The 14,675-nt window shown below is 72.1% G+C and carries 6 protein-coding genes; 3 read left to right on the top strand and 3 right to left on the bottom strand.

Features of this window, described 5'->3' with window-relative positions:
* Positions 1–24 precede the first annotated feature (24 nt).
* Positions 25–2,838 carry an AAA family ATPase gene (locus tag ABZU76_RS35155; RefSeq protein ID WP_354877463.1) on the bottom strand — a complete coding sequence of 938 codons (2,814 nt, stop codon included), beginning with the start codon at positions 2,836–2,838 and terminating at the stop codon, positions 25–27.
* A 667-nt stretch (positions 2,839–3,505) separates the two neighbouring features.
* On the bottom strand, positions 3,506–4,069 hold the full coding sequence (locus ABZU76_RS35150; RefSeq protein ID WP_354877460.1) for a DUF1579 family protein: 564 nt from the start codon (positions 4,067–4,069) through the stop codon (positions 3,506–3,508).
* A gap of 251 nt (positions 4,070–4,320) precedes the next feature.
* Between ABZU76_RS35150 and ABZU76_RS35145 the strand changes: the two genes are divergently transcribed.
* The 3 genes from ABZU76_RS35145 (at position 4,321) to ABZU76_RS35135 (ending at position 8,288) form a co-directional block, all read left to right on the top strand.
* Complete coding sequence (locus ABZU76_RS35145; protein ID WP_354877458.1) at positions 4,321–5,532, top strand: cytochrome P450; 1,212 nt, start codon at positions 4,321–4,323, stop codon at positions 5,530–5,532.
* Positions 5,533–5,817: 285 nt separating this feature from the next.
* Positions 5,818–7,575, top strand: a complete 1,758-nt coding sequence (locus tag ABZU76_RS35140) for an amino acid adenylation domain-containing protein (protein WP_354877456.1) — start codon at positions 5,818–5,820, stop codon at positions 7,573–7,575.
* Positions 7,572–8,288 carry an alpha/beta fold hydrolase gene (locus ABZU76_RS35135; protein ID WP_354877453.1) on the top strand — a complete coding sequence of 239 codons (717 nt, stop codon included), beginning with the start codon at positions 7,572–7,574 and terminating at the stop codon, positions 8,286–8,288. Before ABZU76_RS35140 ends, ABZU76_RS35135 begins: the two co-directional genes overlap by 4 nt.
* Positions 8,289–8,337: 49 nt before the next feature.
* Here ABZU76_RS35135 and ABZU76_RS35130 read toward each other — a convergent pair whose 3' ends face one another.
* Positions 8,338–14,610 carry an amino acid adenylation domain-containing protein gene (locus ABZU76_RS35130; protein WP_354877450.1) on the bottom strand — a complete coding sequence of 2,091 codons (6,273 nt, stop codon included), beginning with the start codon at positions 14,608–14,610 and terminating at the stop codon, positions 8,338–8,340.
* Positions 14,611–14,675 lie beyond the last annotated feature (65 nt).

Below are 14,675 nucleotides of genomic sequence, written 5' to 3'. Positions count from 1 at the left end.
CGTCGGGAATCGCACCCCCTACCCCTAGGAGACCCCTGTATCGCGCGAGCGCGAAGCCCCGATTCCCCACTGCAGCAACGAAACCATCTCCGGGCGACCCTTGACGTCCAGCTTCCGGTAGATCCGCGTGAGGTGCTGTTCGATCGTGCTCACGGTGAGGAACAGCTCCGCGCTGATCTCCCGGTTGGTCATCCCGCGGGAAACCAGGTTGGCGACCCGGAACTCGGCGTCGGACAGCGCGGCCCGGGCAACCTGCTCGACAGTGTCCTGGGGCGAGGTCTGCCGGCGGCGCGTCAGGGCGACGGAAAGGATCTCGTCACACAGCGCGGCGGCCCCGGACAGCTTCGCCATCTGCCTGGCCCGTCGCGCGACCAGTTTGGCGCGCCCGAACTCGCCCAGCTCGCTGTGGGCGTTCGCCAGGCTCGCCAGTGCGAGCATCAGCTCGATCCGGTTCGCGCCGGCCTCCAGGAGCTCGACCGACTGGCGCAGCAGGGAAACCCGCGCCGGCGCCTGCTCCTCCGTGGCCGCGCGCAACCGCAGCCAGCCACCGCGCACGACCGCGTCGCCGGCGCCGGGCAGACCGGCCTCCTCCGCGAGCAGTTCCCGCGCCTCGTCGACCTCACCGAGCACCAGGTACGCCTCCGCGGCACCGTGGCGCCACGCGGCCAGCAGCGGGTTGTCCAGACCCCAGTCGCGCATGACCTCACCGCAGCGGCGGAACTCGTCGACCGCCGCCCTCGGCCGGGAGGTGATGAGCAGGTGGTAGGCGCGGGCGTGGAGGTACTGCACCCCGAAGCCGCTCGCGAACATCTTGTCCGGCACGGCATCCCAGACCTCGTCGCCGATGTCGTCGAGCCGGCCGGTGACGAGCGCCGCCGTGAGCAGGCACCCCAGCGGATAGCCGACGACCACGCCCCAGCCCTCCAGCGGCACGAGGTCGAGCGCGGCCGTCGCCAGCTCCAGCGCGGTCTCGGTTTCCCCCGTCCGCAGGGCGATGTCGGCCGACGCGGCCGACAGGATCGCCTGCCAGGTCACCACCCCACGCACATTCGCCTCGGCCAGCAACGAGTCGCACCACGTCGACGCGCGGTCCAGCCGGCCGGCGTAGATCAGCGTGAGCAAGGCGACGAGCAGCCATTCGACGGTCGTGTCGCCGAGCCGGCAGGTACTCAGCACGTACTCGGCGTCCACCACCCGCTCTTCGTCCGGCCCCTCGGTCAGCACGGCGGTGAGCGCGCTCGCCGCGAGAACGCTCATCTCCTGGGCCGGCCCCGCGTCCTCCGGCACCGGCGGCGCAAGGGTGTCCAGCTGCGAGCGCGATTCCGGGTGCAGGTACTGCGTCCACAGGTGCATCGCGCGCAGTTCCGAGTCTTCCGGAGGCTCGGCACTCGGCGGCAGCTCCTTCAGCAGGTTCCAGGTCGTGCTCACCTCGTCGGCCTTGCCGTGCCAGAGCAAGTACAGGATCAGCGCGCTGGCGCTCCAGTCCGTGAGGTGGCCCTGGCGCATCGCGTCCTGCAACGCGGGCAGGCCGCGCTGCGCGGCCGCCGGGTTGGCCCGCCATTCGATTCGGACCCGGGCGCTGACGACAAGCGCGCGCTCGCGCTCGTCCGACGTGCTCCGAGCGGCGAGGTCGATCATCTCCAGCGCGCGGGCGGGCTCGTCCTCCTCCAGCGCCGCTTCGAGCAAGACCCCCGGAGCCCACGGTTCCTCGGTCTCACCCGCGAGCAACAGCAGCGACGCGACCAGCGGCGCCGGCGCGGACTCCAGGTACATCAGCCGCGCGGCGCGCGCGTGGTGGCGCGCCCACTCCTCGAGCGAGAGCGAATCGAGCACCCCGCGGCGCGCCGCGGGGTGCCGGAAAGCGCCGTTCTCGACCAACCCGATCTCCGCAAGCGTCGACACACCGCTGACGACGTCGTGCGTGTTCAGGTCGAGAAGGCGCCTCGATCTGCCGACAACGTTGTCGTCGGGCAGCACCGCCAGCGCCTGGGCGATCTCGCGCACGGCCGGCTCGCACCGATGCAGACAGGCCTGCACCGCTCTGGCGAACGACTCCCCCGCCACGATCGGCTCGTCCGCTTCGGCCGCACTGGTCGCACCGGCCGCACCGGTTCCGCCGGACAGGTGATCACGCAGCAACGCGTTCAGCAGCAACGGGTTTCCGCCGGACGCGTCGTGGTACGCGGTCGCCGATCTCGCAGCGACCTCGGCCCCGGCCCGCCGCCGGACCAGCTCGCCGGTCCCGGCCGCGGAGAGCCGGCGCAGCCGCAACCACAGGAACCCCGGCTGCGCGTGCAGCTCCGCCCGGAACTCCCAGTCGACGCCGAACCGCGAGGTCGATTCCGTGAGCAGCACCAGGATCCGCGACGAACTGATACGGCGCAGGAAGATCGCGAGCACCGCCAGCGAGGTCCGGTCGGCCCACTGGATGTCGTCGACGACCACCACCAGCGGACGCCGCAGAGCCAGCGACAGCATCGCGTTGGACACGGTGACCGCCGTCGACGTCACGCTGGAGTGCGGCAGATCCGCCGCCGCGCAGGGCAGACCGGCCTGGCCGAACTGCTGCAGCAGCGGCGCTCGCACCTCCGCCGGCCACGCCGGGGAGTGCAGCAGCTGGTCGATCACGCCCATCGCCAGCGACTGCTCCGCGCGCGAGCACCGCGCGGAGAGCACCAGCGCCGGCCCGGCCACGGCGGTCACCGCCCGGCCGAGCAAGGCGGTCTTGCCGGTCCCGACCGGACCGCTGATCAGCGCCGAACGTCCCTCGCCCGCCTCGACCTCTTCGAAGAGGGCTTCGAGCAACGCAAGCGTTTGCTCACGCTCAACCAAGTCCACCGGTGTCTCCCCGCCGTGTGCGAAAATCCGGCCGCCGGCCAGGGTTGCTCAAGACAAGCGGCGTCGAGCCCGTCCTGCGTCGATTCCCGTCGAGCCATCGGCGGGCGAAGTGGCACGGCCGCGCCGACGGCGGGCGAAAGCAGTTCGCTTTCCGAGACGCACCCGGAAATCATCCGGGAATTCCGGAACTCGTCATTGAGCACACCGGACAGTACTTCTCGTCCTGCTTCGAAGTCACATAAAAAATGCGTGAACACTCGATTGGTTCAATCGAGTGTTCACCAGAAGACCATAATGCGCAGCGCCGTCGCCGATTCGATATCGATTCCCTCGATAACGCTCATAACTCTGAGGATACGATCACCGTCGCTCCTGTCAAGGCGCCCGGCGAACGTTGCCCTGGGCGCCACGACGGCGTGTTCGTTCGCCCACGTGCCGTGATCCGCCGGTGATCGTGTTCCCGCGCGGTGGCCAGCCGCGCAGGTGACCCGATCCCCCGCGCACCCGGCCGCGCACCGGAGCAGGCGAGGCTTACACGACGAACCAGGCAGTCCCACGGAGGCCGAAGTCTGCCCGAACTCCTGGCCGCCACTGCCCGATCAGGCAAACCGGTCCCCGGACACCGGGACGTCGCCCGGGGGAGCCGGCCTGCCGGACCCGCCGGCAGTCAGACGCGGTGACAGTGGATCACGTCGACCGGCACCCAGGCGTCCGCCTGGCGCACGAAGCCGTGCTTGGTGTAGTGGTCGTCGTCGACCTGGGCGAAGACCTCCTGGAACACGAAGGGCTGCCCGAACGCGAAGTAGTCACCGGTGCATTTGAGCTCGCCGTCTTGCCACCCCTCGCATTTGGTTGCCCCGTGGTTACCCCAATCGTCGTAATAACTTGTGAAGAATGTGGAGTCAGCCTGATTCCAGCCGAACACCCAGCGGCTGCTGACGCCCGGAACCGGCACCGTCTGCGTCATCTCGTAGTAATGCCCGCCCAGAATCGGCACCGTTGTCCAGGTGGCCACGCCCGAACTCACCGGGTCCGTGGTGAGATTGGTGTATTCGCACCGGAACTCGCCGAGCAGGAAGTCCAGTTCGTGCATCTGCACGGGCGCCGGCGGGCGAGCCGGGAACTCCACCTCGCCGTTCGCGCTTTCGGCGGAGTCGGGCGCGGCCACATCTTGCGTGCTCATGAGTCGTCTCCTCGGGTTCGCGGACCACGCGGCGTCTTCGGTGCGCACACCACCGCCAGGCCTCGGCACCGAACCTAAGGATCACGAACCAGCACCGACAACCACGCCGCGCGGAGGTTAGGGGATCAGCGCGGCGCACGGGCGGGCATGGGGTCCGCTAGGGGTAGGCGCGGGAGTGAGCCTACCCCTAGCGTTCACCCCGTTGACCACCCTGACCAGGCAAAACAGCGCCGCCGGCCGCAGAAGGTCCAGGCGTCGAGTTCGCCGCGCAACCGTCCCGTACGACAGGAGTTCAGCAGATGACCACCGCCGGAGCGGATGCCGAGCAGATCACCCCGGAGTCCTTGAGTTCGCTGTTCGCCTGGTTCACCGAGATGCGCGCGACGGAACCGGTGAGCCAGGACGAAACCCCCGGCGTCTGGCACGTGTTCCGGCACGCCGACATCACCCGCGTGCTCGCCGACCCCGAGACATACTCGAGTGACATGAGCGCGCTCATCCCGTCGTTTCCGGGCATGGAGTGGATCAACCGGAGCAACATCGTCGGCATGGACGCGCCGCTGCACCGCAAGCTGCGCAGCCTGGTCAGCAAGGCGTTCACGCCCCGGTTCGTCAACGAGCTCGCGCCCCGCATCCACGAGCTGACCCGCGCCCTGCTCGACGAGGTCGCCGGGCAGGAGCGGATCGACCTGGTCGGGCACCTCAGCCACCCGCTGCCGGTGACCGTGATCGCCGAGGTGGTCGGGGTGCCGAGCGAGGACCGGCCGCATTTCCAGCGCTGGGCCGACGCGTTCATCCTCGCCAACGGCGGGTCGGAGAACGCGCTGCCGACCGAGGCCGAGGTGATCGGGTTCGCCACGACCGCGGCCGAGATGCACGCCTACCTGACCGACCACGTCGCGAAGATCCGCTCCGCGCCCGGCGACGATCTGCTGAGCCAGCTGGTACAGGTCGAGCTGGACGGGGAACGGCTGTCGGACGACGAGGTGTGCGGGTTCGTCGCCCTGCTGCTGCTCGCCGGCCACATCACCACGACCGCCGTCCTGGGCAACACCGTGCTGGCTCTCGACGAGAACCCCGGCGCCGTGGCGGAACTGCGTGCGAACCCCGACCTGATCCCCGACGTCGTCGAAGAGGTCGTCCGGATGCGCCCGGCGTTCTCCCGCCTCGCCCGGATCACCAAGCGCGAGTCCGAGGTGGGCGGCCGGACCATTCCGGCGGGCCAGATGCTCACGCTCTGGGTGGCTTCGGCCAACCGGGACGAAGCGGCCTACCCCGACCCGGACCGGTTCGACCCGCACCGCAGCCCGAACCGGCACCTCGGTTTCGGGCAGGGCATGCACTTCTGCCTCGGTGCCCCGCTGGCGCGGCTGGAAACGCGCATCGCGCTCGAGCACCTGCTGGAGCGGTACCAGTCGTTCGCCGTCGCCACCGACGAGCCGACCCTGTTCCACCACCCGAAGAGCCTCATCGGCGTGCGGCGGCTACCGCTGGACGTCGTCCCCTCCTGAGTTTTCCGGCGCCGCGCCGCCCACGTCCGACCACGAGGCCCGATCCGGACCTCGTGGTCGAACGCGTGCCCCCGCCCGGATTTCCGTGCTGCGGCAGGCGCTGCCGCGGTTTCTACCAGCACCACCCGCCCGCGCCCGGCAACCCGACCGGCAGTTGCGCGCGCGGGGCGGCCCGGCCCAAATGCCGTTGTTCTTCCCCGGAAGTCCGAGCCTGCACGGATACCGTTGAGCTCGCGGCGCGGCCGCGCCGCACGATCCACTTCGGACGAATGGACCAGACCCATCGTGAAGTCGTCACCCGCGAAGTCCGGCACCCTCCCCGAGCGCACGATCGTGTCCCTGTTCGCCCGTCAGGCCGCGGCCGCACCGGACCTCCCGGCCGTGACGTCCGACGGCACCACGCTCACCTACGCGCAGCTGCACCGGCGCTCCTCGGACCTCGCCCGGACCCTGGCCGCGGCCGGAGTGTCGCCCGGCGACCGGGTCGGGGTCGGGCTGCCCCGCGGCACGGAGCTGGTCGTCGCGCTGCTCGCCGTGCTGAAGGCCGGCGCGGCGTACGTGCCGCTCGATCCGGACTACCCCGCCGAGCGGCTCGCGTTCATCGCCGCGGACACCGGAATCGACGTGGTGGTGGGGAATTCCGCCACCGCCGTCGAAGGCGCGCGGGTCGTGGACGTGGCGTCGCCTGCCGCGGATGACCGGCCCGCCCCGGCCGAACCGGCCGCGGGCGATGTCGCGTACGTCATCCACACCTCCGGCTCCACCGGGCGACCCAAGGGCGTGCTCGTTCCCCATCGGACGGTCGTCGCACTGCTCGACGCCACCGCGGCGGAGTTCGAGTTGTCCGGGAGCGATGTGTGGACCCTGTTCCACTCCTTCGCCTTCGACTTCTCGGTGTGGGAGATGTGGGTGTGCCTGATGACCGGCGGCCGGCTGGTGGTCGTCCCCCATTGGACCGCCCGCGATCCCGCCGAGTTCCACGCCCTGCTGGAGCGCGAGCACGTGACGGTGCTGAACCAGACGCCGTCGGCGTTCGCCCCGCTGCTCGCCACCCCGGCCTTCGCCGGCGACGGGCTTTCCGTCCGCTTGCTGGTGTTCGGCGGTGAACCGCTCGACGTCCGCACGCTCGGCCCCTGGTTCGACCGGTACCCGCATGCACGCGTGGAGAACATGTACGGCATCACCGAAACCACGGTGCACGTCACGGCGCGCACGCTGACCGCCGCCGACGTCGCGCTCGGCACCCGCTCGGTCGGCCGCTCGCTGCCGGGCTGGACCGTGCGGCTGCTCGACGAGCACGGCGCCCGGGTGCCGGCCGGGCAGCCCGGCGAGATCCACGTCGGGGGCGCCGGCGTGGCCCTGGGCTACCTCGACCGGCCCGAGCTGACCGCCGAGCGGTTCCTCCCCGACCCGGAAGGCCCCGGCACGCTGTACCGCAGCGGCGATCGCGGGCGGGAGCTGCCCGACGGCGAGCTGGAGCACCTCGGGCGCCTCGACGACCAGGTCAAGATCCGCGGTCACCGGATCGAGCTCGGCGAGGTCCGCCGGGCCCTGACCGACGATCCCGCGGTCACGGCGGCGGCCGTCGTCCCCCGGGGTTCCACGGGCCTCGACGCGTACGTGGTGACCACCGCGCCGGACGGGCTGGCGGAGCTGCGCCGGCGGCTGGCCACGCGAATGCCCGCGCACCTGGTCCCCGACACGCTGACCGCCGTTCCCGCGCTTCCGCTCAACGCCAACGGCAAGGTCGACACCACGCGCTTGCCCGCGCCCGCTCCCTCGTCCGGCGCGTCCGGACCGGGCCCGCACGACGACCCGTTGACCGAGCGGATCGCCCGGCTGTGGGAAGGACTGCTCGGCGGCCCGGTCGCGGTCGGGGACAACTTCTTCGAGCTCGGCGGGAACTCGCTGCTGGCCGCCCGGCTGGGCAACGAGCTCGCGGGCGCCGGCCTGCCGCCGGTCTCGATGCGGGAGCTGTACGCCCATTCCTCCCTGACCGCGATGACCGAACTCGTCCGAACCAAGCAGGAGGCGACCCCATGACGACGACCAGCCTGGTGTGTGTGCCGTTCGCCGGCGCCGGTGCGAGCCTGTTCCGGCAGTGGCGCGAGCACGCCGGCGATCGCCTGTCGCTCGTGCCAGTGCAGCTGCCCGGGCGCGAGGAACAGTTCCTCGACCCGCCGCTGACCACCATGGCCGAGGTGGTCGACGTGGTGGCCGCGAAGGCCGCCGAGGCCGCGGCCGGCGGCCCGTTCGTCCTCTTCGGACACAGCTTCGGGGCACTGGCGGCCTACGAGACGGCGCAGGCGCTCGTCACCCGGGCGCTGCCGCTCCCGCGGCGGCTCTTGGTGAGCGGCATCGCCTCGCCCTGGGCACCCCGGGTGCGGCTGGGCACCGCCGCCCTGTCCGACGACGAGTTCGTGTCGCGGCTCGCCGACCTCGTCGGCTATCGCCACGCCGCCCTCGCCGACCCGGACCTGCGCGAGGTCGTCCTGCCCGCCCTGCGGGCGGACATGACCATCGCCGACGAGTACGAGCCGAGCTCCCGGCTCCCGCTGCCCGTGCCGATCACGGTGCTGCGTGGTGAGCACGACGAGCTGGTGTCCGCAGCCGACGCCGCGGGCTGGGCCGAGGTCGGCGGGTCCGGGGTGGACTTCGTGGCGCTGCCAGGTGCGCACATGTACTTCACCGAGAATCCCGGTGACCTCATCGCCGAGCTGGACCGGTGCGTCCGCGCGCCGGTGGACGTGTCCTGACCCGTTTCGAGGGCGCGGGGACGGCGAACCGCCCCCGCGCCCTTCGCCGTCAGCGCAGCCGCCGCGCGAGTTCCGGGCCGACCACGGCGAGCGCGGCGGGGGACGTCAGCTCACCGTGGGCCACCGGTACCTCGCACACCTCGAACTCGCCGGCCACGTACGGCGCCCAGTCCGCCGGGCCGGGGAACGTCTCGTCGCGGCCCTCGGTGGCCAGGAAGAACAGCACCGGGCCCGTGTAGACCGGCGCGTCGTCAGGCAGGCCCGCCACCGCGACGTTGCCTGCGAAGACGGCCGGCAGGCGGCGCGCGACGTCCTCGGGCAGCCCGGCGAGCGGACTGTCCTCATGGGACACGATCTTCATGAAATCCTGTCCCGGTAAGCCCTCGTCGAGCCCCAATGAGGCCAGCAGCTCGCGGATCAGCTCGGGGTCTTGCGGATCCCGCGGCCGGCCAGTACGCGCCGGGTAACCGTCCATAATAAACACAAGTTCGACCACCTCGCCCTCGGCCTGCAGCCGGGCCGCCAGCCGGTGCGCGACCGCGCCGCCGAACGACCAGCCGAGCAAGGCGTATGGCCCGTGCGGCCGCACCGCCCGGATCCGCGCCAGGTGACCGGCCACGATCTCCTCGGCGCTCTCGCCCAGAGCCGCGGGTTCCCCGAGCGCTCGCGACTGCAGCGCGAACACCGGATTGCCGGCCCCGAGCCACCCCAGCAGTCCGGAGTAGACCCAGCCGATGCCCGCCGCCGGGGCCACGCAGAAGAGCGGGGTTCCGGATCCGGTGGCCCGCAAGGCAAGCACGGGCTCGAGCGAACTCGACCGGCCGGCCCGGCGGTCGGCACCGAGCCGCGCGGCCAGCGCGGCCGGAGTCGGCGCCTCGAAGAGGGTTCGCACGGCGACGTCCGTGCCCAGGGCCCGGCGGATCGTGCCCACCAGCCGGGCGGCGGTGAGCGAATAGCCGCCCAGCTCGAAGAAGTTGTCGTCCGCGTCCACGTCCGGTCGCTCCAGCACGTCGGCGAACAGGCGGCGCAGCGCCTCGGTCACCTCGGGATCACCGGTCGCCTCCGGCTCGGCCGCCGGCTGGGTCAAAGGTCCGGCGGCCCGCTCCGGCAGCCGCGGCAGGTCGACCTCGCCGATCGGCACGTCCGGTGCGCGCAGCACCGCTTCGAGCACGGCGCTCACGCACTCGGCCAGCACCGTGACGGTCGCGGCGTCGAAGCGGCCCGTGCTGTACTCCACGAGGCCCGCCAAGCCGTCCCGCTCGGTGAAGGTGAAGGCCAGGTCGAACTTCGCCGTCGGGCCCGCCTCGGGCCCGGGCGTCACGACGAGTCCGGGCAGCCGCGGGGGCAGCGGCTCGCCCTCGTTGAGCACCACGCTGACCTGGAACAACGCCTGGTTCGTGCCCGACCGGGCCGGGTTGAGCGCCTCGACGAGCCGGTCGAACGGAAGATCCTCGTGGGCATAGGCGGCGAGGTCGACCTCGCGCACCCGCTCGAGCAACCCGGCGAACGACGGCTCGCCCGAGGTGTCCACGCGCAGCACGAGGGTGTTGACGAAGAAGCCGACGAGGTCGGCCAGCGCGTCGTCGGCACGGCCCGCGACGGCGGTGCCGATCGGGAGGTCCGTGCCCGACCCGGTCCGGGTGAGCACCACGGCGACCGCGGCCTGCAGCACCATGAACAGCGTCACGCCGTGCGCCCGGGCCAGCTCCTGCAGACCGGCGTGGGCACCGGTGCCGAGCGCGAAGCGGACCTCCCCGGCCGGCGCGTCCGGCCGGTCCCCGGACGTGGGCAGCGCGATCGTGTCCGGTAACCCGGCCAGCGCGCGCCGCCAGTAGGCGAGCCTCTCGGTGGTGTCGAGCCGGTCCTGCCAGGCGGTGTAGTCGACGTATCGCACCGGCAGCTCGGGCCAGCCCGGCCCGTGGCCGCCGACCCGGGCCCGGTACGCGGTGGCGAAGTCACGCGCGAGCACGTTCAACGACCAGCCGTCGACCGCGATGTGGTGCATCACGAACAGCACGACGTGCTCGTCCGGCGCCACCACGATCACCGTCACCCGCAGCGGGGCGTCCACAGCGAGGTCGAACCCGCGCGCTGCGTGCTGCCGGAAGACCTGGTCGGTGTCGCCGTCGACCACCGACACGGTGATTTCACCGGGATCGAGCAGCCGTTGCGCAGGCACGCCGGCCGCGTCGGGGAACACCGTGCGCAGCGGCTCGTGCCGTGTGACCACGTCGCGGATCGCGGCGCGCAGGGCGGCCAGGTCGAGCGGGCCGCGGGCGCGGAACGCCCAGGGCACGTTGTACGTGCCGGTCGGCCCGCTCACGTGGTTGAGGAACCAAAGCCGTTGCTGTGCGTGGGAAAGCGGGACCTGCTCCGGCTCGGCCGGCTGCCGGGTGAGTGCGGGCCGGCTGGGCCCGGTCGCGCCCCGCAGGTAGCCCGCGAGGCCCGCGACAGTCGGAGTCTCGAACAGCTGCCGCACCGTCAGGTCGACGCCGAGCAAGGCGCGCACCCGGCTGGCCAGGCGGACGGCGAGCAGCGAGTACCCGCCGAACTCGAAGAAGTTGCCGCCCAGGTCGATGTCGGGCCGGCCGAGCAGGTCCCGGAACGCGGCCAGCAGGAGCTCCTCCTGGGCGGTGCGTGGCGGTCCCGTGACGACCGCCGCAGGGCCGGCCGGTTCCGCGACCTGCGGCGTGCCGCGGCCGACGAGTTCCTCGGGCACGGCCAGTTCGCCGACCCGGGTGTCCGGAGCGGTGGCCAGCTCGGCCTGCACGTCCCGCAGGGCGGTCGCGAGCAGGTCCGCGGTCTCCTCGTCGAACAGGTCCTCGGCGTATTCGAGCACCGCCGCCAGCCCGGTCGGGTGCTCGGTGAAGGTGACGCACAGGTCGAACTTCGCCTCGCCGACCGGGAGTTCCTCGACCTCGCCGGTCAGCGCGCCCGCGCTGAACCCGGCCGTCGCGGTGTTCTGGAGCACGAGCATCGTCTGGAACAGCGGGTGTCGGCCCGGCGGGCGCGGCGGGTTGAGCCGTTCGACGACGAGGTCGAACGGCGCGTCCTGGTAGCGGAACGCGGCCAGGTCCACCTCCCGGACCCGGTCGAGCAGCTCCCCGAACCCCGGGTTCCCACTGGTGTCGGTTCGCAGCACGAGGGTGTTGACGAAGAAGCCGACCAGCTCCTCCAGCGCCTCGTCCGGCCGGCCCGCGACCACCGAGCCGATCGGCAGGTCTTCGCCCGCGCCGAGCCGGGTGAGCAGCGCGGCGAGGCCCGCGTGCAGGACCATGAACAGCGTGACCCGATGCCGGGTTGCAAGCTCGCGCAGCCGGCCGGTGACGGTGGCGTCCACGGTGAACTCGACCAGGCCACCCCGGTGGGCCGAGCCCTCCCCTCCCGCCGGCCGCGGCCGGTCGGCAGGCAAGGCGAGTTCGGCCGGCGCTCCGGCGAGCCGGCGTTCCCAATAGGACAGCTGCTCCGCCAGCACCGGTTCGAGCGTTTCCGCCTGCCAGCGCGCGTAATCCGCGTATTGAATCGGAAGCGGTGGCCGCGACCCGGGTACTCCATCCACTTCGGACAGGTACGCGGCGGCGAGATCGTCGGCGATCGGGCGGATCGACCAGCCATCGCCGGCGATGTGGTGCACGACGAGCAGCAGCACGTGGTGCTCCTCGGTGACCGCGAACAAGGTCGCCCGGACGACCGGGTCGCGTGTGAGATCGAACGGCCGCCGCGCTTCGACGCGCACCTGGTCGGCCAGCCCCGCCGGCCCGGCGCGCACGACGTCGAGCGGAATCCGGGGCTCCCCCACGACCTGGACCGGCGCGCCGTCGATCTCGCGGTAGCCGGTGCGCAGGATCTCGTGCCGGGTCACCAGTTCCCGCAGCGCCGCCCCGAGCGCCGTCACGTCGAGCGGGCCGCGCAGGGTCAGCGACAGCGGGATGTTGTAGGTGGCGCTGGGGCCCTCCAACCGGTTCAGCAACCACATCCCCCGCTGGGCCGCGGAAAGGGGAACACGCTCCGGTCGGGAGGCCGCCAGCAACGCACGGCGCTCCGGCCGGGAGGCCGCGGTATCGAGGGCACCTGCGAGCTCCGCCGGGGTCGGCGCGTCGAACACCGTGGCCAGGTCGAGGTCGGCGCCCAGCACGGTCCGGATCCGGCTCAGCAGCCGCACGGCAAGCAGGGACTGCCCGCCGAGCGCGAAAAAGTCGTCCCCCACACCGATCCCCGGCAGTTCGAGCACGTCGGAGAACAGCCGGCACAGCTGTGCCTCGCGTTCGGTCCGCGCACTGCCGCCGGCGCCCGTCGCCACGGCGGCCGGTTCGGGCAGCCGCTTGCGGTCCAGCTTGCCGTTGGCGGTCACCGGCAATTCGTCGAGCTGGACGAACGCAGCGGGCACCATGTAGTCGGGCAGCACGCCCGCGACGAACGCGCGCAGCGCCGCCACGTCGAGGACACCACTGGCGGATACCGGGTAGGCCACGATCCGCGGCTCACCGAACCGGTCCAGGCGTACGACGACGGCGGCGTGAACCACCCCCGGCGCCCGCCGCACCACGGACTCGACCTCGCCGAGCTCCACGCGGAAGCCGCGGATCTTCACCTGGTCGTCGGCCCTCCCGAGGTACTCGACCACTCCGTCGGCGCGCCGGCGGACCACGTCACCGGTCCGGTACATGCGGCTGCCCGGCGGACCGAACGGATCGGAGCCGAACCGTTCCTCGGTCAGGTCCGGGCGGTTGAGGTACCCGATGGCGAGCTGGGCGCCCGCGAGGTACAGCTCGCCGGGAACTCCCACCGGGACGGGCCGCGACACCGCGTCCAGCACGTACAGCCTCGTGTTCCAGACCGGCAGCCCGATCGGCACCGGTGCGCCGGGCTCGTCGCCGCCGCAGTCCCAGTAGGTCACCTCGACCGCGGCCTCCGTCGGCCCGTAAAGGTTCAGCAATTGCACGTCGAGCAGCGCCAGGCACCGGTCCCGGGTCTGCGGGGACAGCGCTTCGCCGCTGCAGGAGATCCGGCGCAGCGAGGCGCAGCGCGCGGCTGCCGGGCCCTGCAGGAAGACCTGGAGCATCGACGGCACGAAATGTGCGCACGTCACACCTTCACCGGCGAAAAGCCCGGCGAGGTAGGCCGGATCCCGGTGCCCACCCGGACGCGCGAGCACGAGCACCGCGCCGGCGATCAGCGGGCCGAACAGTTCCGGCACCGACACATCGAAGGTGATCGGGGTCTTCTGCACGATCCGGTCCGACTCGGTGAGCGGGTAGCGCGACTGCATCCACAGCAGCCGGTTCACGATCGCCGCGTGGGTGACCACGACACCCTTGGGCCGCCCGGTCGACCCGGAGGTGTAGATGACGTAGGCCGGGTCGTCCCCGGCCACGCGGATCGACGGCGGTGTCTCGGGTTCGGCCTCGAGCGCGGCCACCACGGCGGGGTCGTCCAGCGCCAGCACCGGGTGACCGTCCGGCAGATCGGCCTCCGGACCGGTGGTCAGGACCACTGCGGGCCGCGCCTCCTCGAGCACCGTCGCCAGCCGCTCGCGCGGGTGGTCCCGGTCGAGCGGCAGGTAGGCGGCGGCCAGTTTGTGCACCGCCAGCAGGGCGACGACCAGCTCCACCGACCGCGGGACGGCCACCGCCACCACGCTTCGCGGGCCGGCGCCGAGCGCACTCAGGTGGTGAGCCAGCCGGTTGGCGCGCGCCGCCAGCTCGGCGTAGGTGACCGAGGCACCCTCGAAACGCAGCGCGGTCGCGGCGGGCACGCGCCGGACGGTCTCGGTGATCAGGTCCGGCAGCGTCGTGGCCGGCAGCTCGACGACCTCGCCCTGCCAGCCCACGAGCGCATCTTCGCGTTCCTGCCGGGTGAGCAGGTCTAGCTCCCGCAGGCGGGCGCCGGGGGTGGTGACGACGGCCGCCAGTGCGAGTTCGAGACGCACGGCCAGCGACCGGGCCCGGGCGGCGTCCGTGCGGTGGCGCAGCACACCCCGGTCGACGACCACGACCACGTCCTTGTCGCCGCTCTCCCCGAAAGCCGTGTCGTAGCGCCCTTTCCTGTGTCCACTGCGGTGGTCCAGACCGGTGAGCAGCTCGGCCACCGTGCGGTCGGGATCGAGGTGGGCGAACACGGTGTCCTCGCCGGCGCCGAAGCAGACCTCGGTGCGGCCCAGGGTGGCGCCCAGTGCGATCGCCCAAGCGCCCAGCCACGCTCTTTCGCCCGGCACCCCGCACGGGAGCCGGGTGGCCAGCGCGATCGACTGCCATTCGGCGCCCGGGGCGCCTTCGCCGACGAGAGCGGGCTCGAACTCGTCGGCACCGGATGAGCTACGCACCCTGAAAAATCTAGGTTCGGCGCCGCCGCGCCATCCGGCAGCAAGGCGGGCACTCCGGCGGCAGT

It is taken from the genome of Amycolatopsis sp. NPDC005232, assembly GCF_040607795.1.
GTDB lineage: Bacteria > Actinomycetota > Actinomycetes > Mycobacteriales > Pseudonocardiaceae > Amycolatopsis.
The sequence above is the reverse complement of the archived record's forward strand: the minus strand, read 5'-3'. Positions and strand labels throughout refer to the sequence as shown.

Excerpts from the sequence above, each read along its gene's own strand:
- ABZU76_RS35145 (WP_354877458.1), top strand. The coding sequence starts at position 4,321 with ATGACCACCGCCGGAGCGGATGCCGAGCAGATCACCCCGGAGTCCTTG.
- ABZU76_RS35135 (WP_354877453.1), top strand. The coding sequence starts at position 7,572 with ATGACGACGACCAGCCTGGTGTGTGTGCCGTTCGCCGGCGCCGGTGCG.